The sequence below is a fragment of the Hymenobacter siberiensis genome, assembly GCF_018967845.1.
In the GTDB taxonomy this organism is placed as follows: domain Bacteria; phylum Bacteroidota; class Bacteroidia; order Cytophagales; family Hymenobacteraceae; genus Hymenobacter; species Hymenobacter siberiensis.
Window position 1 is genome coordinate 3,673,433 of sequence record NZ_JAHLZZ010000001.1, and the last position, 22,587, is coordinate 3,696,019.

19 protein-coding genes are annotated in these 22,587 nt (G+C 59.1%); 14 read left to right on the plus strand and 5 right to left on the minus strand.

What is annotated here, in order from left to right; genetic code table 11:
• Nucleotides 1-163: 163 nt before the first annotated feature.
• Nucleotides 164-1,075: a tetratricopeptide repeat protein gene (locus KQ661_RS16080; RefSeq protein ID WP_216689255.1), complete on the plus strand. Its 912-nt coding sequence runs from the start codon at nucleotides 164-166 to the stop codon at nucleotides 1,073-1,075.
• A 164-nt stretch (nucleotides 1,076-1,239) separates the two neighbouring features.
• Here the strand turns inward: KQ661_RS16080 and KQ661_RS16085 are convergent, their stop codons facing one another.
• Nucleotides 1,240-2,475: an NAD(P)/FAD-dependent oxidoreductase gene (locus KQ661_RS16085; RefSeq protein ID WP_216726461.1), complete on the minus strand. Its 1,236-nt coding sequence runs from the start codon at nucleotides 2,473-2,475 to the stop codon at nucleotides 1,240-1,242.
• A 132-nt stretch (nucleotides 2,476-2,607) separates the two neighbouring features.
• On the opposite strand from KQ661_RS16085, the gene fabG reads away from it, so the two are divergent.
• Entirely contained in the window at nucleotides 2,608-3,357 is a 750-nt protein-coding gene (gene fabG / locus KQ661_RS16090; protein ID WP_216727490.1) for a 3-oxoacyl-[acyl-carrier-protein] reductase, read from the plus strand.
• Nucleotides 3,358-3,480: 123 nt separating this feature from the next.
• Here the strand turns inward: fabG and KQ661_RS16095 are convergent, their stop codons facing one another.
• On the minus strand, nucleotides 3,481-3,900 hold the full coding sequence (locus tag KQ661_RS16095; RefSeq protein ID WP_216680677.1) for a transposase family protein: 420 nt from the start codon (nucleotides 3,898-3,900) through the stop codon (nucleotides 3,481-3,483).
• Nucleotides 3,888-4,379 carry a transposase family protein gene (locus KQ661_RS16100; RefSeq protein ID WP_216686216.1) on the minus strand — a complete coding sequence of 164 codons (492 nt, stop codon included), beginning with the start codon at nucleotides 4,377-4,379 and terminating at the stop codon, nucleotides 3,888-3,890. Before KQ661_RS16100 ends, KQ661_RS16095 begins: the two co-directional genes overlap by 13 nt.
• Nucleotides 4,380-4,399: 20 nt before the next feature.
• Here KQ661_RS16100 and KQ661_RS16105 point away from each other — a divergent pair, with 20 nt between their 5' ends.
• Together KQ661_RS16105 and KQ661_RS16110 are read left to right on the plus strand one after the other, a co-directional pair.
• Entirely contained in the window at nucleotides 4,400-5,119 is a 720-nt protein-coding gene (locus KQ661_RS16105) for a hypothetical protein (protein ID WP_216727491.1), read from the plus strand.
• Nucleotides 5,116-5,766, plus strand: coding sequence for a YiiX family permuted papain-like enzyme (locus tag KQ661_RS16110; protein ID WP_235726995.1), 651 nt, complete (start codon nucleotides 5,116-5,118; stop codon nucleotides 5,764-5,766). Before KQ661_RS16105 ends, KQ661_RS16110 begins: the two co-directional genes overlap by 4 nt.
• On the opposite strand, the gene KQ661_RS16115 is transcribed toward KQ661_RS16110, so the two are convergent.
• Nucleotides 5,763-8,789: an InlB B-repeat-containing protein gene (locus KQ661_RS16115; protein ID WP_216727492.1), complete on the minus strand. Its 3,027-nt coding sequence runs from the start codon at nucleotides 8,787-8,789 to the stop codon at nucleotides 5,763-5,765. The two genes, KQ661_RS16110 and KQ661_RS16115, sit on opposite strands and share 4 nt — an antisense overlap.
• Before the next feature lie 903 nt (nucleotides 8,790-9,692).
• On the opposite strand from KQ661_RS16115, the gene KQ661_RS16120 reads away from it, so the two are divergent.
• The 10 genes from KQ661_RS16120 to KQ661_RS16165 all read left to right on the plus strand — a co-directional run bounded on the left by KQ661_RS16120 (nucleotide 9,693) and on the right by KQ661_RS16165 (nucleotide 21,298).
• Nucleotides 9,693-11,774 carry a VWA domain-containing protein gene (locus KQ661_RS16120; RefSeq protein WP_235726996.1) on the plus strand — a complete coding sequence of 694 codons (2,082 nt, stop codon included), beginning with the start codon at nucleotides 9,693-9,695 and terminating at the stop codon, nucleotides 11,772-11,774.
• A 131-nt stretch (nucleotides 11,775-11,905) separates the two neighbouring features.
• On the plus strand, nucleotides 11,906-12,583 hold the full coding sequence (locus KQ661_RS16125; RefSeq protein ID WP_216727493.1) for an NAD-dependent epimerase/dehydratase family protein: 678 nt from the start codon (nucleotides 11,906-11,908) through the stop codon (nucleotides 12,581-12,583).
• An 82-nt stretch (nucleotides 12,584-12,665) separates the two neighbouring features.
• On the plus strand, nucleotides 12,666-13,793 hold the full coding sequence (locus tag KQ661_RS16130) for an MBL fold metallo-hydrolase (protein ID WP_216727494.1): 1,128 nt from the start codon (nucleotides 12,666-12,668) through the stop codon (nucleotides 13,791-13,793).
• A 90-nt stretch (nucleotides 13,794-13,883) separates the two neighbouring features.
• Complete coding sequence (locus KQ661_RS16135; protein ID WP_216727495.1) at nucleotides 13,884-14,471, plus strand: pseudouridine synthase; 588 nt, start codon at nucleotides 13,884-13,886, stop codon at nucleotides 14,469-14,471.
• Nucleotides 14,472-14,486: 15 nt separating this feature from the next.
• Nucleotides 14,487-15,512: an alpha/beta hydrolase gene (locus tag KQ661_RS16140; protein ID WP_216727496.1), complete on the plus strand. Its 1,026-nt coding sequence runs from the start codon at nucleotides 14,487-14,489 to the stop codon at nucleotides 15,510-15,512.
• Nucleotides 15,513-15,539: 27 nt separating this feature from the next.
• On the plus strand, nucleotides 15,540-15,845 hold the full coding sequence (locus tag KQ661_RS16145) for an immunity 53 family protein (protein WP_216727497.1): 306 nt from the start codon (nucleotides 15,540-15,542) through the stop codon (nucleotides 15,843-15,845).
• A 64-nt stretch (nucleotides 15,846-15,909) separates the two neighbouring features.
• Complete coding sequence (locus KQ661_RS16150) at nucleotides 15,910-16,740, plus strand: IS5 family transposase (RefSeq protein WP_216685353.1); 831 nt, start codon at nucleotides 15,910-15,912, stop codon at nucleotides 16,738-16,740.
• Between the two features lie 185 nt (nucleotides 16,741-16,925).
• The gene (locus KQ661_RS16155) at nucleotides 16,926-18,038 is read left to right on the plus strand and encodes an IS4 family transposase (protein ID WP_216727498.1); all 1,113 of its coding nucleotides are present in this window, start codon (nucleotides 16,926-16,928) and stop codon (nucleotides 18,036-18,038) included.
• A 463-nt stretch (nucleotides 18,039-18,501) separates the two neighbouring features.
• Complete coding sequence (gene dnaK / locus KQ661_RS16160; RefSeq protein WP_216727499.1) at nucleotides 18,502-20,436, plus strand: molecular chaperone DnaK; 1,935 nt, start codon at nucleotides 18,502-18,504, stop codon at nucleotides 20,434-20,436.
• 196 nt (nucleotides 20,437-20,632) lie between these two features.
• Nucleotides 20,633-21,298 (plus strand): hypothetical protein, encoded by a 666-nt coding sequence (locus KQ661_RS16165; RefSeq protein WP_216727500.1) that lies wholly within the window; start codon nucleotides 20,633-20,635, stop codon nucleotides 21,296-21,298.
• Between the two features lie 114 nt (nucleotides 21,299-21,412).
• Here KQ661_RS16165 and KQ661_RS22295 read toward each other — a convergent pair whose 3' ends face one another.
• Entirely contained in the window at nucleotides 21,413-22,510 is a 1,098-nt protein-coding gene (locus tag KQ661_RS22295) for an endonuclease/exonuclease/phosphatase family protein (RefSeq protein WP_226915608.1), read from the minus strand.
• Between the last annotated feature and the right edge of the window lie 77 nt (nucleotides 22,511-22,587).

The following is a 22,587-nucleotide window of genomic DNA, read 5'->3' on the forward strand; positions in this document are numbered from 1 at the left end:
AAGTCGTAAAGATAGCCGCCGCGCCGCGTCGGGATTGTTGTTGCCGATGGGTAATCTTACCAACAAGATTTTGGCGCGGACCGGGCCGGCAGCCAATTTTCTGATTGCCCCGTATAATGCCGGGCTACGGCACAGCTTGCCGGCGCTACATATTCCGCATATTATGAAAATACATTTTCGCCCTTCTATGGCGGCGCTCGGGCTGCTGGCTTTCCTCACCAACTGTGCTACGACCGTTACCGAGAAGGAAAAGCCGTCCAACACCAGCCAGCTGATGAACATGCCGGCGGCCTCCGACGCCCGCCGGCCCGACTCGACCGGCGCGGCCACTTCGGCCCCCGATGCCCGCACCACCGGCGAGGCCAATGGCATTGCCGCCACGCCCGCCACGGCCGTAGCCTCGGCCGCTGCGCTGGCCGCCGACCGGCCCGACCCGAATGCGCTGTCGGCCTCGGCTGCCTCGGCCGAGCGTGAAAAGGAGAAGAAAATGACGGCCCTCGACTACCGCAACATGCTGGCCAACGCCGATGCCATCATCAAAGTAGAGCCCAAAAACTCGGCTGCCTACCTGCAGCGGGCCAAGGCTAAAAGCTACCTCAAGGACTACGCGCAGGCGCTGCCCGACTATGCCACGGCCATCAAATACCAGCGCAACAACCCCGATGCCTATTACAACCGAGGCGTTAACCACCTGATGATGAAGCAGTACAAGTCAGCGACCAGCGACTTTTCGGGCGCCATCAAGTACCGCGCCGATGACAAGGAATCATACTTCGGCCGGGGCGTGGCCAAGATGCAGATGTACCAGTACAAGTCGGCGGTAATTGATTTCACCAAAGCCATCCAGCTCGATTCGACCTACGCCGATGCCTGGGAGTACCGGGGCATCAGCTACTCGTCATTTGATAAGCTCTCCGAGGCCCGCCGCGACCTCGAGAAAGCCGCCACGCTGAACCCCGAAGCCGCCAAAAGCCTGAAGCGCTACGTGGGCAATGAGGAGGGCAAAGCGCCCATCAAGCCGGCCCCGGTGGCGCGCCCCGGCACGGGCTACCACCCCCGGCCCGGCCAGCACTAGCGCCGGTTTATTGTCAGCTGACGACCCAAGCCTGGACGTCATACTGAGCGGAGCCGAAGCAGCTCTACCGCGCAAGTAATCCAATCGAAAGGATTTACTATTGCGGTAGAGCTGCTTCGGCTCCGCTCAGCATGACGTTCTTTTTTTGTTCTTTCTCCACTTGCCTACTTCCCGCCAAATACCAGCTTGAAGTAGAAGCTCGGTTTCCGCAGCTGCTCGCGCAGGTCCAAATCCATGAACATCATGGAGAGCGTAGCGGCCAGCGTGGGGTTGCGGGCGGCGCGGTTGGCCACGATATTGAACAGGCTGGGAAAATTCAGCAGCCGCTGCATAACGGTGCTGATACGCAGCTCCTGCCACAGGCGGTTGTACACGGCCTTGTCGTAATTCTTTAGAAATTCGGGGCTGAAATCCTGCTTTTTCACCGCCTCCACGGCCCATATGGCCGCATGCCGGCCGCTCACCATGGCGTGCGAAATACCTTCGCCCGAAAACGGGTCGATGAGCGAGCCGGCATCGCCGAGCAGGCAGTAGCCGGCCCCCGACAGCGACCGCCGCTTCGAGCCCAGCGGCAGGCCGAAGCCTTTCACCGAGCCCAGCCGCGTGGCCCCGGCAAAGCGCGGGGCCAACGTGGGGTGCGTGGCCAGAATCTCATCGAGGCGCTGGCGCAGGTTGATTTTCTTGGCCGCCACGGTTTTCGAGAGCATGCCCACGCCCACGTTGGCCTGGCCGTTGGGCAGCGGAAACACCCAGAGGTAGCCGGGCAGGAAATCCTTGATGAAGTGCAGCTCGATGAAATTATCGGGGCTCATGCCGCTCACGCCGTCGTAGTAGGTGCGCAGGCCGGCGCAGTGGTGGTCGGGTTCCAAGGCATGGCCGGCCACTTTGCGGGCAAACTCGGATTGCGCGCCGTTGGCCACCAGCAGCAGGCGGCAGGTGGCGATTTCCTGGCCGGCTTTGTTGAAAAGCTGCCAGCCGGTGGGCGTGCGCTCGGTGCGGGCCACGTCCACGTTTTCGCGAAAGTCGATTTCCGGACGCTGCCGCACTTCTTCGACCAGGAAATTATCGAAGTCGATGCGCTTGGCGACGTGGCCGGCGGTAGCATCGGCGGCTTTGTCGAATTTGGGCTTGAAGGGGATGCTGAGCTTGCGGCCGTTGGGCGCGATGAAGTCGATGCCCCAGCTCGGAATCTGCATGGGCGCGGCGGCCAGCTTGGCGTGCAGGCCGGGCTCGATGCGCTTCAACTCATTGATGACCTTGCCGCTGAGGGCATCGCCACAGGTTTTGTCGCGCGGGAACGCGGCGCGGTCCAATAGCAGGCAAGGCTGGCCGGCGTTGGCGAGGTGCAGGGCGGCGGCGGCCCCGCCGGGGCCCGCGCCCAGGATGCAAATATCAATCATTTTGGAGCTGTTAGCTGAAAGCTATTGGCTGTTAGCTTTCTCTAAAATCAGCCTTCTAGCCACGCCAAACAGTTATCAAAGCTAACAGCTATCCGCTAAAAGCTAATAGCTGACAATAGCTACCTTCGCCCCATGACCAACACACTCACCGGAAAAGTAGCCCTCGTAACGGGTGCTTCCAAAGGAATTGGCCGCGCCATCGCGGCGCATTTTGCCCAGCTTGGCGCCGATGTCGCCTTCACGTATTTGTCCTCGGTGGAGAAGGGCCAGGCCCTCGAAACCGAGCTGTCGGCCGCCGGCACCAAGGTAAAAGGCTACCGCTCCGACGCCTCCGACTACGCCCAGGCCGAAAAGCTGATTGAGGACGTGGTGGCCGATTTCGGCAAGCTCGATATTCTCGTCAACAACGCCGGCATCACGCAGGACGGCCTGCTGATGCGCATGAGCGAGCAGCAGTGGGACAACGTGATGAACGTGAACCTCAAGTCAGTTTTCAATCTCACCAAAGCGGCCACCAAGCCGATGATGCGCGCCAAAGCCGGCTCCATTATCAACATGACCAGCGTGGTGGGCATCAAGGGCAACGCCGGGCAGGCCAACTACGCCGCCAGCAAGGCCGGCATCATCGGCTTCACCAAATCGGTGGCCCTGGAGCTGGGCTCGCGCAACATTCGCTGCAACGCCGTAGCCCCCGGCTTCATCGAAACCGAAATGACCGATGCTCTCGACCCCAAGCAGGTGGATGAGTGGCGCAAGGCAATTCCTTTGAAGCGCGGCGGCCGGCCGGAGGACGTGGCGAAGGCCACGGCGTTTTTGGCTTCGGATGATTCGAGCTACATCACCGGGCAAGTGCTGCAGGTGGATGGCGGGATGCTGACGTAAGTGCTCCTGAACTACATAGAAACATCTCTGCTTAATGGCAGAGATGTTTCTGAATTGTATTCATCTACCACAAAGCGTAATCGATATGCAATATTTTATATTAGACTTGTTGCGAGCTATTAATCACAGATTTAAGCTGAAATTCCACAAGCCCGCACACACTCCCAGCACGTCATTGTACAGGTTCAAATTATGCAAACGTAATCGGTCTTCCAAAATTCGATAACGTTTCAATCCGCCAATGCTATGCTCTACGGTAATTCGTTCACTTGCTTGTTTTGTATTTATTTCTCGTTGTTCATCGGTGAGTTCTTTCCCTTTCGGCTTTTTGATAGGAATAAAAACTTTCCGGCAAACGTAGTCTTTCGCGAAGCCCAAAAACCCCAGGTCCAACCGCACCTTGAACTTTTTAAACCACTCTTTATCAACTGGTAAAATGCTTTTTAGCACACTGTAGTCGTGGTGTCTTCCGCCGTAACAACGGCTGATAAAACCAATCCAGCGAATGGTCGTTGAAATAACTATCTCTTTTACGGCGTGTATTTTTTTTTACCGCTATAGTAGTCTTTTTGCATCTCTTTATTTCCTGGTCGTTGCTTGCGTTGCTCTGTTCCATCGACCAATAACGTCTCGTGTTCCTGAAAATAGGCTTCAAATTCGGCCACTGTCGCAAATTCCCGCTTTGGCGCATGCCCGGTTTGCTCCAGCGCTTCTTGGAGCACCGTAATGCCTAATTCCTGGTTGCGTTTCGCGTTGGAACCGTCCATCCCACTGACCAATCCCAACAAATCATACGTCAAGTTTGCTTTGAAGCTGAATAGGGTGAAAAGCAGTAATTCTTCTTCTGTTTTAAGGGCTACTTCATACGGCGCAAAAGCCCCACGTTCAATCATATCTGTTCCATTTAACCGAAAATACGCCTGCTTAAAATGCGCCAAAAGCTGCGCAAAACGCTCCGCCGTGAGTCCCGTGGCAGCACGCCATTTACGCGAAGTAGTGAGGTTTTTTACGGAAAAGTTCATGTTCTAAATTTAAGTACAGTTTGTCGAAAATTCCGCACTTCACTCACTTCGCAACAAGTCTATTAAAGGCCATATCAAATTTTGAGGAGTATTTCAACTCTTTTGATTTACAAAAAGAGTTGAATGAAATATCCGTTACCCCAAGAGCATGGTATAATTGTAAAGTGGGCGATGATGACTCTTGGGGCGTCGATTTGTCTTTATCAAGCCGATTAGAATCAGACCCTTATTTTTTGATAAATGGATTTTTACGTCACGTAAGCTTAAATTCATCTCTTTATAGAGACAGAGGCTACACGAGTGGTTATGAACAAAAGCGCTTGATTGAAGAATCAGGTATGCACCACGAACACGCGCAGGCTGAAAAGGCCAAAATTGATATTATAAATAAAATAATAACTAAATACGATTCGGCAATACATTTTTCTAATTTAAATTCAATAGCAAATCTTAACAAATCAGCATTCTCCTTTCTTCAACGCTTCTTTTTTGCCATTCCAGATATCAAGAAGGTGGAAGTGTATTCTAAAAGCAATACTTGCTATTACTCAAGCGATAAAAATAACATGAGATACACAGTCCATGAGAAAGAAATGCTACTTGAAATTCTAAATAACGGGTTGATTGCAAACTGTTCGCTTGATATTCATGGCAGTAATTCAACGGCCAGCTTTTCACCTGAGCAAGTCAATGAACTAATTAAACAAAATCAGCTATTAAGCACTATTTCTACCTTTTGATTTTAGCGGCCCTCGCCATCGCCGCCTACCCGCGCCTGCACCGCCGCCTGCTCCGCTACCAGAGCCACCGCGCCGCTGAAGCCGCCACCGCCCAAATCGCGCCCCAGCTCCGCGACGGCGACCTGATTTTTCACACCTCCCTCTCGGCTCAGAGCCGGGCCATTCAGTTGGCCACGCACTCGGCCTGGAGCCACTGCGGCATCGTGTATAAAGATGGCGCAAGCTGGCAGGTATTCGAAGCCGTGCAGCCGGTGAAGCGCACGCCGCTGGCCGACTGGGTGGCGCGGGGCCAGGGCGGCCACTTCGTGACTAAGCGGCTGCGCGATGCGGCCACCGTGCTCACACCCGCCGCGCTGGCCCGTCTCAAAGCAGCCGGACGGCCCATGCTGGGGCACAATTACGACTTGTATTTCGGCTGGTCCGATGACCGGATTTATTGCTCCGAGCTTATCTGGAAAGTGTATGAGCGCGGGCTCGGCCGGCGGCTGGGGCAGCTCCAGCACCTGCGCGATTTCGACCTGAGCCACCCTGCCGTGCAGGCCAAGTTGCGCGAGCGGTACGACGACAGCTTGCCGCTGAACGAAACCGTGATTTCGCCGGTCAGCATTTTCAATAGTCCCGAGCTGGTGACGGTACTGACTCGTTAAGGCCGCACCAGCTTGATTTGGGCACGCTGGTTCTGGCCCTTTAGCAGCAGGTAATACAGGCCGGAAGCAGTTAGCTGGCGGGAGAAATCGAGCTGCTGGGCAGGCCCTGCCAATTGGCCACTCGCCAGCGTTGCACCTATGCCCGACACCAGCGAGTACGCTACCGGTCCCTGGAAATTATTGGGCAGCAGCACCCACAACCGGCCATCGCTGGTGGGGTTGGGGTATACCTGGGGCGTGGCAACGCCTGCGGGGCCGCTCAACCGGTCTTCGGGCAGGCGGCTGCCGATTGCCGGGCCTGGCTGCGCCAGGCTACCGGAATCAGGGGCCAGGGTGGTTCTGGCTGCGCCGACGGCATTTTGACGCCACACTTCAATTCCCGAGAGGTTGGCATAGCCACCGGCGGTACTCACCACCAACGTGCCATTGCTGGCAACGGTGGTGGTGTAGGGCCCCAGCCGGCTCCAGCTGCCGGCCGGCCCGCTGTTGTAGTTAGACAGCACCAGCTGGCCCTGCACGCGAATATCGAAGATTTCCGGGTTGTTGTCTTCCCACACGTAGGCATACACGGCGTAGGTGCCCGCCGGCACATTGCGCAGCGTCGCATCGAGGCTGGGGCCATACACTGACGAGCGAATCATGCTGGCCCGTGGGGCATCGGTGGCCGGATTAAGGGGGATATTTTGATTCGCAAACCGAGTGCCCGTGACGGTGAAGTTGGCCGCCCCCGTGGCGGCTTCCCAATTCTGACCGTCGAGCACTAGTGCATTGCCGTTGATATTTAAGGCCCGGTAAAACACTAAGCCCGTGCCGCTAATAGCCGTGAAGGTGGCCGTGATGCTTTTGTTGGCCGTCATGGTCACCGTGAGCGGATTGGTGCTGCCCGTGGCATCGCCACTCCAGCTGGCGAAGGTGAAGCTGGCAGCGGCTGTGGCCGTCAGGCTCACCGTGCTGCCGCTGGGGTAAGTGGCCTGATTCGGGTTTTTTGTTACCGTGCCACTGCCCACCGTGGTCACCGTCAGCGTGTAGGTCGTGGCTGGGGTGGCGGTAAAGGTGGCCGTGATGTTTTTATTCCCGGTCATTGGCACCGATAAGGGATTGGCTGTGCCCGAGGCATCGCCACTCCAGCCGCTGAATTGGTAGCCGGCGGCGGGCGTGGCCGTCAGGCTTACTGTGCTGCCACTGGGGTAAGTGGCCTGATTCGGGTTTTTCGTTACCGTGCCACTGCCCACCGTGCCGATGGTGAGGGTATAGCTGGCAGCGGCCGTCTGGTTTGTGACGCTGAAGCCGATGCTGAGGGGCGTGCCAGCCGTGCCCCCGCCACCGCCAGCGGTGTAAGGCGTAGCCGTGAGGGTATAGTTGCCGACTCCCGGCGTCCAGGAATTATAAACGCCAGCGCCGTTGTCACCAAACAGCGCGTAGGGCGCTACCGACTCGGTCTGGTTCCGGGCCGCGGCCCCGCCGAGGACGAGAACGACACTGCCCACCGTGGCCGGGTTGGTATTGGCCCGAATGTTCAGGCGAATAGTTGGCAAGGTAGCCAGGTTGAGGGTGGTTCCGGGGGCCAGGGCCTGAATGTCGCCCCCCGTGTCGGCATTCACCAGGGTGTAGCTCGTCACGCTTTGCCCGGCCGGTGCGGCGGTGAAGGTGGCCGTGATGCTTTTGTTGGCCGTCATGGTCACCGTGAGCGGATTGGTGCTGCCCGTGGCATCGCCGCTCCAGCTGGCGAAGGTGAAGCCGGCAGCGGGCGTGGCCGTCAGGCTCACCGTACTGCCGCTGGGGTAAGTGGCCTGATTCGGGTTTTTCACTACCGTGCCGCTGCCGGTAGTGTTGGTGGTCAGCGTGTAGCTGGCGGCCGGGGCAGCGGTGAAAGTGGCGGTTATGTTCTTGTTGGCCGTCATCGTCACCGTCAGGGGGTTGGTGGTGCCAGAGGCGTCGCCGCTCCAGCCGCTGAACTGAAAGCCGGCCGCTGGGGTGGCCGTTACCGTCACACTGCTGCCGCTGGCATATGCCGCCTGGTTCGGGCTCTTGCTCACCGTGCCGCTGCCGGTGGCAGCGACCGTGAGCGAGTACGTGGTCGGATTAGTGCTGCCGCTCACCTGGTTATAGGCCACCTGCTGCAAGGCCACGGCATCGGCCGGCGCAATGCCCAGGTCGGCGGCGGCGAGTTCCCCGGCCCCCAGGGAGCGTGGGTCAACCCCCGTAATTTGTTGAAGCAACACACAGGCGCTCAGGTATGAGCCCCATTTGCTGGCGTGGAAGTAGCTGGACCACAAGTCGAGCTGCCCGGCCGTGGGCGTGTAGGGATTGGACATGGCCACGCCCGTTTGCATGGCCAACTGCCAGGCATCACCCACGGGAGCCACCGCTTCGAAACGCCCATTCTGCGCAAATGCCTGGTAATAAGCATTGTGCAGGTCGGTGCTCATGGCCGTAATGGGCTGGCCCGAATAAGGTTGGCCGGCGGGATACGTCAGGTCGGCGCGCGCCCAAGTTTGGTACAGGTAGATTTTTGAGGCGGCATTCACTGAATGAATGGCCTGCTCCAGCTGCGTGGAATAGGTAAAAAAATCGGCCGGATTGCCGCCTTTATTCGCCGGCAACGGCCCCGTACTTAATTCCTGCAGCACTACTTTGTCCCATTGGGCCTGCCGGATAACCATGAGGGCATTGGTGTAGTGGTAGGTCAGGTCTACCCCGCTGATGGCCTCGATGTGCACTTCATAGGCCAGCCCGGCCTCGTCGGTGAACTTCTTGAAAATGCCCGGTACACCGCCCCAAGGCCCCGAGTCGTCGCTTTCGTGTCGGGGAGAACTGGTGGGCAGTCCGTAGTTTTCGTCCGTCACGGCAGCGGTGTTGTAGTTCAGCACCGGGGCAAGGTTACCGTGCGTAAAGCTGTTGCCCACAAACAAAATGCGGGTTTGTGCCAATGCTGGCGCGGCGGGCAGCAGCAGGCCCACAACCAGCAAAAGCTTCAGCAGATAATAGGTACTGCAACGCGGAGGGAGAAAGTTGACTAGCATAGCAAAAGCATATCACAGGTAAAAAAGTCAGTTAAGCACCTATTCATCAGGCAATAAAATACCCTGCCTCGCATGGCAGGCGCGTGCCGGAGCACGACCGGTCGAGCTATTCCCCGACACCCTTCAAGTGGCCCACCCGGCTACCCGATGCGCAGGAGCATACCCATGCCAGTGGGGCTCTGACAACCAGGCCAAATCGGCACAGCAGAAAAAACGCGGGGTAGTAGTAGCCGCACACAGCCTGCCGGGCACTGCGCCCATGAGCAGCCGACAAGTATTTAACAACTGATTTTTCATACTGCCCGGCAAAGAGCTGGGCCAGGCAGGTCCGTTCCTGCCGGTGGCTGCAGGTAGTGCGTACTAGCAAATTGAATCTATGCAGACTTCAATTCTCCTTCCCAATCGAATGGGAATCAAATTAGTAACTGATTTTACACCGGTCGCTCTTATGCCAGGTATTTCAGCTCGTTGCTCGTTGCTGGTTGGTTTTCGTCCTACAAAAGGGCTCAAGAGTGAAAAACCAGCAATAAGGCACCACCTAATACCCTGTTTAACAGGACCTAATAATCGACTTCACTTTCGACCGCACTACGGTGCTTACCGGACTGCTCACGGCAGACAAACCGAATAACACGCAGTAGTCGAGATGATTGTATCAGCCAAAAATTGGTTTTTGACGGGAAAAATCATAGTTACGATATATATGAATTAATGTTCAATTATTTATTTTTTAACACTTGAAAACAACGGCTCAAGCTTAGCAGGCCGAAATCCGTAATTTCGTCGGGTAAGTTTGCTCTTTTTGCACGCCTTCTCCCCCGGCTACTTCCGCTGCTGCCGGCTACTGGCCGAAACTTTGGCGGCGCGGGCCGACCTTTAGCCCTGATTCAATCCGACTTTCGTTTGCTGACTACTTCCTATTCTTCCTGGTTTATCCTGCTCTGCCTGGCCGTGGGCGCGGGCTACGCGGCCCTGCAGTACTCGGCCAAAGCCCCGTGGAGCAAGCAGCGCAACTACGCGCTGGCCGCCCTGCGCTTCGCTGTAGTGAGCTTTTTGTGCTACCTGCTGCTGGCCCCGTTCATCAAAACCACCACCACGCGTACCGAAGCGCCCACGCTGGTGCTGGCCATCGATAACTCGCAGTCGGTGGAGCTGTTCACCCCCAAAAACGTGCTGGGCCAGGCCACCACCGGCCTCGCCCGGCTGGCCGAAACCCTAAGAGGCAAAGGCTTCACCATCGAAACCCGAACGCTGACGCCCGCGCCTGGCCGCCCGGACCGGCCTGATTCGCTGCGCTTTTCCGCCGCCACTTCCGACCTCGACCAGCTGCTCAGCAGCACCCGCGAGGCCTACGACGGCCGCAACCTGGCCGGCGTGGTGCTCCTCAGCGACGGCCTCGTGAACCAGGGCCGCAGCCCCGCTTATTCGGAATTCAACTTCCCGATTTACACCGTGGCCGTGGGCGACACCGTGCCCAAGCGCGACCTGCGCCTGACCGGCCTCACCTACAACCGCGTGGCCTTCAGCGGCAATAAATTTCCCATTGAGGCTGAATTGGGTTTCGAAGGCTACGCCGGCGGCGCGGCCACGATAGAGCTGCGCGAGGGCAGCCGCGTGCTCGACAGCCACCGCGTGGCCCTGCCCGCCGGCCGGCGGCGGGTGCGCACTACCTTCCAGCTCACCGCGCCCGCGCCCGGCAAGCGTCGCTACGAGGTGCGCATTGTGCCCCAGCCCGGCGAGTTTACCGAGCTGAACAACGAGCGCACGGCCTTCATCGAAGTCGTGAAGGGCAAGCTGCGCGTGCTGCTGGCCGGCGCGGCCCCGCACCCCGACCTGAAAGCCCTGCGCGCCGCCATTCTGGCCAACGACAACTTCGACCTCACCCTGGCCCTGCCCGGCGTGCAGCCGCTCAGGGCCGATGCCGATTTCGACGTGGCCATTCTGCACCAGCTGCCGGCCCAGGGCGGGCTGGGCAACGAGATTCTGGCCCAGGTGAAAGCCCGCAAAACGCCCGCTTTCTACATTTTGGGCGCACAGTCGGACCTACCGGCCTACAACCAGCTGGGCGCGGGCCTCACCATTCAGCCGCGCGGGGCGCAGACCGATGAGGTGACGCCCGTACCCAATCCCGGCTTCGCCCGGTTTGCGACGGACGAGGAATCGACCCGCCGCTTTGCGCAGTACCCGCCCGCGCCGGTGCCGTTTGGCGACTACCGCCTTGGGGCCGGGGCCGAAGCCGCGCTCTGGCAGCGCGTGGGCCGCGTGCCCACCCAAAAGCCCCTGCTGGTTTTTGGAGGCCCAACGGACCGCCGCCAGGCCACGCTGCTCACCGATGGCAGCTGGCAATGGCGCTTGCAGGAAGCCGTGGAGCACGACAACAAGCCCGAAGCCTACGACCGCCTCGTTATCCGGACGCTCCAGCTCCTCACCCAGAATGCCAACAAAAAGCGCCTCGACGTGTACCCCACGCAGGACGTATTCGGCACCCAAGACGACGTGACCCTTGGGGCTGAAACCTACAATGCCGTCTTCGAGCGCCTCTACAACCAGCAAATCGACTTGGTTTTAACCGACGAAAAAAAGCAAGTCCGCCGTTTTTCTTTCGCCAACCCTGAGGACGGCTCGCCCCTGCACCTGGGGCCGCTGCCAGCCGGCCGCTACCGCATCCAGGCCCGCGCTACGCTGGGCGGCCAGCCCCAGCAGGATGCGGGCGAGCTGCTGGTGCAGGCGCAGCCCCTGGAAGCCCTGGAGTCGAAAGCCGACCACAACCTGCTGGCGCAAATCGCGCGCCGCAGCGGCGCCCAGCTGTACTACCCGGCGCAAATGGACAAGCTGGCCCAGGACATCATCAAGGCTAACTACAAGCCGGTGATTACGGCCGAGGAAGATTTGAAGGATTTAATCAATCTGAAGTGGATTTTCTTCGTGATTCTGGGCTTTTTGACGGTAGAATGGGCCGTGCGGAAGTATTCGGGCAGCGTGTAACTGTGCGGTAAGCTTTAGCTTACCGTGGCGAGTTTGAGTGCATGAAACAGACGGCAAGCTAAAGCTTACCGCACATTCAATAAAGCAAAGCAGCTGCCGCTACGTCTTCCCTCCTACATCACCGAACCAACATGAACCTACGAGTTATTCTCACCGGAGCCACCGGCATGGTGGGCGAGGGCGTTCTGCTCGAATGCCTGCAGAACCCCGTCGTGGCGCACGTACTGGTGCTCACGCGCAGGCCCACTGGCCGCACCCACCCCAAAATGGCCGAGCTGCTGGTGCCTGACCTGTCCAACCTCAGCGCCGTAGAAAGCCAGCTGACGGGCTACAATGCCTGTTTTTTCTGCGCGGGCGTGTCATCGGTGGGCATTTCGAAGGAAGAATACGAGCGCATCACCCACGACATGACGCTGGCCGTGGGCAAAACCCTGCTGCGCCTCAACCCGGAGATTACGTTCATATACGTATCCGGCGCGGGCACCGACAGCCGCCAAACCAGCCGCCAGCACTGGGCCCGCGTGAAGGGCCGCACCGAAAACGAGCTACTGGCCCTGCCCTTCCGCGCCGCTTACATGTTCCGGCCGGGCTTTATGAAAGCTACTACCGGCCAGCGAAACATTCTCAAGTGGTACGGGGCCATTGCCTGGCTCTATCCCATGGCCCGCAAGCTGGCCCCGAACTTCGTGAGTACCATGCAGGAGGTGGGCCGGGCCATGATAAACGCGGCCGACTTCGGCTACTCCAAACCGGTGCTCGAAGTGCGCGACATCGTGGCGCTGGCCCAGGCCAAATCAGTTAAGCATTAGGCGTTGAAAGTGAAGGGTCGAAACCGGATGGCGCGGCTTTCCCCAATTCTTCCCTCTTAACACCTAACTTTTAACTTTCCCTGTGCCCAAACCCCTAAAAAAAATCCTTGTGACAACCGGCGGCATTCTCGGCACCCTGCTAGTGGCAGTGGTAGCGTTCACGGGCCTCAGCCCGCAGCTGGGCGGCACGCCTACCAAAGCCGACCGGGCCATTTACGCCAAATCGGGCCATTACAATGCGCAAGCGGGCCAATTTGTGAACCTGATTCCGACCCGGCAAATGACGGGCAGCAGCATACCGGCGGTGATGTGGAAATTCCTGTTTCATAAATCACCCCAGGCCGCCCCACCCGGCCCGCTGCCCCAGCAGCCCCTCGATTCGCTGGCCATCACCCAAAAAACGCCCGAAATGGTGCGCGTCACGTGGTTCGGCCACTCGGCCAGCCTGCTCGAAATAGCGGGCCAGAACATTCTGCTCGACCCCATGCTCGGCGTGAAAATGGGCCCCGTGAGCTGGGCCACGCCCAAGCGCTACAACCCCGCGCTGGCCATTACGCCCGAGAAGCTGCCCTACATCGCCGCCGTCCTGATTTCGCACGACCATTACGACCACCTCGACTACGAAACCATTCGCAAAATCAAGGACAAGGTGGGCCGGTTCTACGTGCCGCTGGGCATTGGGCCGCACCTACGGGCGTGGGGCGTGGCCCCGGCGCACATCACCGAAATGAACTGGGGCGACAGCGTGCGGCTGCCCGGCCTCACGCTGCGCTGCACGCCCAGCCGGCACTTTTCGGGCCGGGGCCTCACCAATCGGAACTCCACGCTCTGGTGCTCCTGGGTGGTGCAAACGCCTACCAAGCGGGTTTTATATACCGGCGATGGCGGCTACGGGCCGCATTTTGCCGCCATCGGCCGGCAGTATGGGCCGTTCGATTTGGCCCTGGTGGAATGCGGACAGTACAACGAGAGTTGGGCCGACATTCACATGGTGCCCGAGCAAAGCGTGCAGGCCGCCCGCGACGTGCGCGCCGCCGTGATGCTGCCCGTGCACTGGGGCGCGTTCACCGAATCGCTCCACGCCTGGAACGAACCCGTGACCCGTGCCACCGCCGAGGCCACGCGCCTGGGCCAGGTGATGACCACCCCGCACCTGGGCGAACCGGTAACTTTGGGGGCTGCGCTGCCGCAGACGCGGTGGTGGGAGTAACGCGGACTTTTAGTCCGCGACCGCGCCGCATTTCCCGGCAGTTCGCGCCTTCGTACCGTTCTTACTCGCGGACTAAAAGTCCGCGCTACTATGCGTTATATCCTCCTCAATAAGCCCTACGAAGTCCTCACCCAGTTTACCGATGAGCACGGCCGCGCCACGCTCAAGGATTTCGTGCCCGTGCCCGACGTGTACCCCGTGGGCCGGCTCGATTTCGATAGCGAGGGCCTGCTCCTGCTCACCGACGACAAGCAGCTCCAACACCGCCTCAGCGACCCTAAATTTAAAGTCCCGAAAACCTACTGGGCGCAGGTGGAAGGCACCGTTACAGATGAAGCCTTACAGCAGCTACGGCGCGGCGTGCCGATAAAAGAAGGCCTAACCGCCCCTGGCGAGGCGACCGAAATGCCCGAGCCGGCCGGCCTGTGGGCCCGCAACCCGCCGATTCGCTACCGGGCCAGCATTCCCGCCAGCTGGCTGGAAATCCGCATTTCGCAGGGCATGAACCGCCAGGTACGCAAGATGTGCGCCGCCGTGGGCCTACCCTGCCTGCGCCTGGTGCGGGCCGCCATCGGCCCGCTGGGATTAGGCGGATTACAGCCCGGCCAGTGGCGCGAGCTAACAGCGGCGGAAGTAGCTGAGCTGCGCAAAATATCGGGCGCGCCACGCCGTTACTAGGCGATTTTTCCGCTTATGAGCCAACGTCAACCATCCCGCCGCCGCTGGCTGCTCCTGCTCCTGCTCCTGCTCCTCTTCGCCGCTTTTGGAGCCATGAATGCCGTAGCCTTCTTCCACGCCTGGCGGTTCACCCACTTCTCCAACGAGCCCGGCCTGCACTCGCCTAACCCCGAGCAGCTCGGCCCCGGCCGGAAGGTGTGGCTGCTGCTCACCGGCATCCGCAACCCCAAGCCCCACAACGGCCCCAAACCCAGCTTCCCGGTCGAGACCGTAACCATTGCCAGCCCCAACGGCCCCCTCGAAGCCTGGCTGGCCCGCCCCGACAGTGGCCAGACGCGCGGCACCGTGGCCCTGTTTCACGGCTACACCAGCAGCAAGTCGCACCTCACCCACGAGGCCGGCTACTTCCGCCACCTCGGCTACAACGTGCTGCTCGTGGACCAGGCCGGCAATGGCAATTCAGCCGGTTTCCGCACCACCGTGGGCTACCACGAAGCTGATGACGTGGCGGCTACATTCCACTGGCTAAAAGACTCCACAAGTAAACCGTCAGGCTCCCCTCTCTTTTGGAGAGGGGCCGGGGGTGAGGTTCCGACGTCAGGTGAGGTGATTTTATATGGCGTGAGCATGGGCGCCGTAGCCATCCTCCGCGCCGAAGCCGAACTTGGCATCCGCCCCACCGCCAACATCCTGGAATGCCCCTACGGCAACATGCGCCAGACGGCCTACAACCGCTTCGAATCCATGCACGTCCCCGGCTTTCCGATGGCCGATTTGCTGGTGTTCTGGGGCGGCGTGCAAAACGGGTTCTGGGCCTTCGGCCTCAACGCCGAGCACTACGCCAGCCAAATCCACACGCCTACCCTCCTGCTCTGGGGCACCGCCGACCCGCGCGTAACCCGCACCGAAACCGAGGCCATCTTCACCCACCTCACCGGCCCCAAAGCCCGCCACGACTTTCATAACGTGGGCCACGAACCGTACTGGAAACGCTATCCAGCGGATTGGGAGCGGCAGACGCGGGCGTTTCTGGGGCGGTAAGTCACCCGATTCGTCGTTATTCGCTGCATGGAATTATTACAACGCCTTCAACGCTGGTATACTATTCACTGTGACGGAGATTGGGAACACAAATACGGAGTTTCAATTTCAACTTTAGACAACCCTGGATGGGATGTCAAAATCAATTTGGAAGACACATGTTTGCGCAATGCGCAACTAGAGTACAAGTTGATTGAGCGCAGCCCTACAAACTGGATTGGATGCACTGTTAAAGATGGAAGCTTCAATGGAATTGGTGGGCCAGAGAATCTTTCGGAGATACTGACCTATTTCTTAGACGAATTCTTACCTGAACATATCGAAGCTGTTTAGAAAGTCAAAGGACTCCCAAAAAAGCGCGAAATTTGAGGTGTAACACTCCTTTTTTCGCATTTTAATGGAAGTCCTGTCCAAAGATATGATTCGCCAATGGATTCTGCCCGCGCTCACCTTCTCCGCCCATGGCCGCCCCTCGATCGTGGAGCCGGCCGAGTTGGTGGAAGCCATTCTCTACAAACTCAAAAGCGGCTGTCAATGGCGATTATTGCCTGTTAAACAGTTTTTTACGGGCGCATCGCTGACCTGGCAGGGCGTGTACGCCCGCTTTAATGCGTGGCGCAAGGACGGGTCCTGGCAAGGGGTATGGCTCCGCTTGTTGCGCGAAAACGGGGCCCATCTGGACTGTTCCAGCGTCCAACTCGACGGCAGCCACACGCCCGCCAAGAACGGCGGGGAGGCCGTCGGCTATCAGGGCCGCAAGAAAGCCCGTACCACCACAGCCCTCTTCTTGGCCGATAACCGGGGACAGCCGCTGGCCTGCGCCAGCCCGCAGGCGGGCAACCACCACGACACCCACCAGCTCAACGCCTTGTTCGGGGAAATCTGCGCCTCGCTCGAAGCGGCCAATATTCCCGTCGCCGGGCTGTTTCTGAACGCCGACAAAGCCTTTGACACCCAAGGCTTTCGTCAGGAATGCGCCCGGCGCGACATCGAGGCCAACATTCCCCGCAACCGCCGCGCCGCCGACTGGCAGACCGACGACGACACCTTTTTCGATCCCGAACTCTACCGCCGCCGCGTCGTGGTCGAACACGCCAACGCTTGGCTCGACGGCTTTAAAACGTTGCTCGTGCGCTACGAAACCAGCGTCGGCAATTGGCTGGCCTGGCACTGGCTCGCCTTTGTCGTCATCTTTTTGCGAAAAATCAACCAAAAGCCGACTTTCTAAACAGCTTCATCGACTCAGAATTTACATACCCTTTGCATCTCCCTATGCTTGCACATAAAGGACAATTGTGGTTAAAAGCTGATGCAAGTGTTGTATCCGAGAACTCTACCCTACTAAATTTTAGGGCATAAAAACGGGGCAGCCCGACCTTTGGGGTTCCAACCACCAAAAACCCGTTCTGCCCCGTGAAGCAACACTTCGCTGCCAAAATTACGACGCTTTTGCAACAGGCCCCGTTTGTGGGCCACTTGTCCCGCCAAAAGTTTGTGGGCCAGTTTATTCTTGGCCTGATAAAGAGCCGCAACGTGCAATTCGGCGAGGTGGCCCAGCACCTCAATGACGCGGCCAAGCCCGCCTCGAACGAAACGCGCATTCAGGACTTTTTCCGCGAAGTAGACCTCAATTACGTACTGTTGGCCAGACTTTTACTGAGTTTGTTGCCTGCGCAGGGCAAGCTGCGCTTATGCCTCGACCGCACGGAGTGGGACTTCGGCCAGTGCCAGGTGAACATCCTGCTCGTCACCGTCGGCACGGGCGAGGTCCACGTGCCCCTTTATTGGCACCTACTCGACAACCGCAGCGGCAACTCCAACGCCGCCGACCGCATCGCCGTGCTCGAAAAATGCGTGGCCTTGCTGGGCAAAGACCGCATCGGCCTGGTCGTGGGCGACCGGGAATTTGTCGGCCATGCGTGGTTCAAGTGGCTCAAAGACAACGGGCTTAATTTTGTCATGCGCCTGCCCAAGCACCACTGCCTGACCCACGCCGACGGCCGGCGGCAGGCCGTGGCCGACCTGGGCCTGGTGCCGGGGCAGGTGCGCCGCTTCGCTCACGTGCAGGTCGACGGGGTTTGGGGGCAGGTCTGGGTCAAGGCCGTGGCGGCGGACGCGTTTGTCTTCCTGTTTGCCACGGCCGGCCTGAACCACCTCGAGCAACTCTATGCCAAGCGCTGGACGATTGAGCAATGCTTTCAAAATCTGAAAGGGCGGGGCTTTAACCTGGAAGCCACCCACTTGCGCTGTTTCCAAAAGCTGCGCAAGCTCGTGGCCCTGGTCAGCCTGGCCTACGCGTTTTGTCTGGGCGTGGGCGCGGCCGCCCACGGCGGCCGCCAGCCCATTGCCCGCAAAAACCACGGCTACCGGGCCGCCAGCCTGAGCCGCCACGGCCTCAATCTGCTCCGCCAACTCGCCCGCCCGCTGACCCTGCCCGAGGACCCATTGGCCTGCTTGGTTGAAACGCTACTGAACTGGATTACGAGGCAACTTGCTAAAAATCAATTACTAAAAATAGTAGGGTAGAGTAGTATCCGAGTCAACATTAAAAATTGTCTCTCTTTCTAATCCTTTACTTCCTAATTCCTATGAATGGAATCTAGACGCAGAAGCGGAGCTTTTGAATCAGATAGCATCCAACCTTTCTGATATGCGCCCCGCTTTTGAAGTAGGAGATGTAGTGGAGCCTACGGTATATCAATCACCGAACAATATGCTTCGCACTTTCTTAGTTGCGCCAGAGAAGAAATAATGCTTGAGTTGCTGCTGAAACTTCAGCAGCCGCTCTTTCCGTCCCCTTGTCAGGGAAACTACACCCGTCCGCACCAAACCCAGCCACCGCGTCGGATAAACCCCCGCCCGGCCCCTGATTCGGTGACAATCTGTCACCAAAACGACGCTGGTACGTTGCTTGTAATCCTTGGATAGCGGCTGGAAAGCTGCTTTGAACCTGACATATTCCACTCTTCTTAACCAACACACCCTCCTCATGGGCAAAATAATCGGCATTGACCTCGGCACCACCAACTCGTGCGTGGCCGTAATGGAAGGCAACGAACCCGTTGTCATCCCCAACAGCGAAGGCCGCCGCACCACCCCCAGCATCGTCGCTTTCCTCGACGGGGGCAAGGGCGAGCGCAAAGTGGGCGACCCGGCCAAGCGCCAGGCCGTGACCAACCCCCAGAACACCATCTCCAGCATCAAGCGCTTCATGGGCCGCAACTTCAGCGAGGTGTCCGCCGAACAGAAGCTCGTTTCCTACGCGTTGGGAGCCGGTGCCAACAGCACCGTAGCCGTGAAAATTGGCGACCGCAACTATACGCCGCAGGAAATCTCGGCCATGGTGCTCCAGAAAATGAAGCAAACCGCTGAGGATTACCTCGGCCAGCCCGTAACCGAAGCCGTTATCACGGTGCCCGCTTACTTCAACGACGCCCAGCGTCAGGCCACCAAAGAAGCCGGTGCCATTGCCGGCCTCGACGTGAAGCGCATCATCAACGAGCCCACCGCCGCCGCTTTGGCCTACGGCCTCGACAAGAAGCACAAGGACCAGAAAATTGCCGTGTACGACCTCGGTGGTGGCACGTTCGATATATCCATTCTGGAGCTTGGTGATGGCGTGTTTGAAGTACTGAGCACCAACGGTGACACCCACCTCGGCGGCGACGACTTCGACCAGGTCATCATCAACTTCCTAGCCGACCAGTTTAAGTCGGACAACGAAGGCCTCGACCTGCGCAACGACCCCATGGCCCTCCAGCGCCTCAAGGAAGCTGCCGAGAAAGCCAAAGTAGAGCTCTCCAGCTCGACCGAAACCGAAATCAACCTGCCCTACATCACCGCTACGGCCTCGGGCCCCAAGCACCTGGTGGTGAAGCTGAGCCGCGCTAAATTTGAGCAGCTCGCCGACGAACTCGTGCGCCGCTCGATGGACCCGGTGAAAAAAGCCCTCTCCGACGCCGGCCTGAGCACTTCGGACATTGACGAGGTTATCCTCGTGGGTGGTTCGACCCGTATTCCCCGCATCCAAGAGGAAGTGGAAAAGTTCTTCGGCAAGAAGCCTTCGAAAGGTGTGAACCCCGACGAAGTAGTAGCCATCGGTGCCGCCATCCAGGGCGGTGTACTGACCGGCGAAGTGAAGGACGTGCTCCTGCTCGACGTGACTCCCCTTTCGCTGGGCATTGAAACGATGGGCGGCGTGATGACCAAGCTCATCGAGTCGAATACGACCATCCCGACCAAGAAATCAGAAACCTTCTCGACGGCTTCGGACAACCAGCCTTCCGTGGAAATCCACGTACTGCAGGGCGAGCGGCCGCTGGCCAGCCAGAACCGCACCATCGGCAAGTTCCACCTCGACAGCATCCCGCCGTCGCCCCGTGGCGTGCCGCAGATTGAGGTAATCTTCGACATCGATGCCAACGGCATCCTGAACGTAACCGCCAAGGACAAAGGCACCGGCAAGGAGCAGAAAATCCGCATCGAAGCCAGCTCGGGCCTGACCGATGACGACATCAAGCGCATGCGTGATGAAGCCGCCGCAAACGCTGAGTCGGACAAAGCCGAAACCGAGCGCATCAGCAAGATGAACTCGGCCGACTCGATGATTTTCCAGACCGAGAAGCAGCTGAAAGAGTATGGTGAGAAGCTGAGCGGTGGCAACAAAACCGCCATCGAAGGCGCACTGGCTGACCTCAAATCGGCCCACGAATCGAAAGATTTGGCCCGCATCGACACCGCTATGGAGGCCATCAACACCGCCTGGCAGGCTGCCTCGCAAGAGATGTATGCTGCTGGTGGGGCCGAAGGCGGCCAGCCCAGCGGGGGCTTCCCCGGCGGCGATGGTCAGGCTGATGGCGGCCAGGGCCAGCCGGCCGGCGACCACGTCACCGACGTCGACTACGAAGAAGTAGACGGCAAATAGACCACGGATTAGCGCGGATTTTTTCGGACTTCGCGGATTTTGTGGACGATTGGAAAAGGCCGGAAGCTTATGCTTCTGGCCTTTTTTATTGTTGGGGTTTTACCTTTAACCCTGCGTTACCATTCGCGTAAGCAGCGCATTGCCTTAAAGTCGTTGCTCTTATCGCGGCTTTCTATCTCGCATTCCATTTATTCTCATGAAAGTTTCTTCTCTTCTGTTTCCCGCCCGCGCTCTGGCTTTGGGCGCATTGCTGCTTGCAGCCAATTCGTGCAGCGTGAGCGAACAAGTTAAAGACAAGCCCACCAGCAAAAAAGCATCGGCCGAAGCCCTCGAAAACGAGGCGTACAGCCTGATGCAGTACCGCCTCAATTTTATGGATGAAGCCACGCTCGGCGGCCAGGACATCCTGTTCGTACGCCAGGCTTCCGACATTGCCTCGCCCCAGCAAGCCCAGCTCCAAACCGCGCTGCAAAAAGGCAACCTGCCCCTGCACCTCAAAATGCGCGTGTACGCCCGCAACCCCAGCGCCACCACCAGCATCCAGCTCAAGCGGCTCGATTACCAGCTGTTGCTCGATGGCAAGGAGTTGACCGCCGGTACCACCGGTGCCAATACTGCCCTGGAGTTCAGCGCCATCGAAACCCTGCCCGTTACAGTGGACCTCAACGTAAAGGCCGCCCAGCTGGCCGGCAGCACCCCGGCCGCCTTCGCCGCCGGCCTCACCGATTTCACGGCTGCCAACCGCCGCCTCACCATGCGCATCCGGCCCCTGTACGTGGGTGCCAACGGCCGCCAGGTACTGCCCACTGACTTTGAAACCGTAGAGCTGGTGACGAAGAAAAAAGTAGCGGCGGCCAAGTAACGCGAAACGCGCAAGTACCGTGCGCTGCTGATAACAAATTATAACAGAACGTCATGCAGAGCGCAGCGAAGCATGACGTTCTTTTTTGTTGCCTGTTACTAATACCTGTTCGCGCTACTCGTTGCCGGCGGCAACATCCTCCACGCCCTCCTCAATTTTTTCCTCGGCCTCGTCGTGGTCGTCGGCATCGGCGGCTTCGAGCTCATTTTCCTGCTCCTGCCAGCCCTTAGGCTCGTAGCTGAGACGGATGTAGATGGGGTAATGGTCGGAGCCAATGTGGGTGAGGCGCTTGATTTCCTGCAGGCGGAAGTGGGCCGAGTGAAAAACGTGGTCGAGGGGCCAGCGCAGCAGCTTGTGGTCGGCGTGGAAGGTGGGCAGCAGGCCGCGCCCGATGCGCGGGTCGAGCAGGCGCGAGAGCCGCCGGAACAGCTCCGAAGTATGCGACCAGGCCACGTCGTTGAGGTCTCCGGCCACAATAGTCGGCCCGTCGTGGTGCTGAATGAGCTTGCCCACCACCAGCAGCTCGGCATCGCGGCGGGCGCTGGTTTTCGACTCCTGCGGGGCCGGCGGCTTGGGATGCAGAAAATGCAGGTTGACGGTAAGGCCGCTGGGCAACCGCACGCAGCCGTGAAACGACGGAATATCGGGGTCGAGGATGTAGCGAATCTGCGGCTCGACCAGCGGCAGGCGCGAGAACACCAGCATGCCGTAAGTATTAGGCAGCGGGGCGTGGCAGGTGTAGGGGTAGTCTTTTTCGATGCGCTTGAGCTGGCTCAGCCACCAGTCGTCGGTTTCCACGGCCAGCACCACATCGGGCCGCTGGTGCGTGATGTGGCCCAGCAGGCGCGAGGCGTCGCGGTTATACATCAGCACGTTGGCCACGATAATACTCAGGTGATGGGCATCATCATCGTCTGGGCGGCTGGCATCGGATACCTGCTTGCGGTGCAGCGGCGTGTAGGGCCAGATGCGGCTGAACTGGTACATCACCGCCACGCCCAGGCTCACCACAAACAGGCTGTTGCCGAAGCTGCGCGGCGTGGGCAGCACCAGCGCCGCGCCCAGGCTCAGGAGCAGGGCAGCCACAATTTGCAGGCGTGGAAAGTCGCAGATGCGAATCCACCACGCGGTTTGGCGGAACACGGGCAGCAGCGTCACGAGCAGGCCCGCGCTCCCGATTATCCATACCACCCAATGGCCGGTGGTTAGCATTGCAGAAAGAAAAGTGGGCATCTAAAAAGGAGGCGGGTGGGATTTGTAAAAGGGCAATTGACATCAAAAGCACGTCA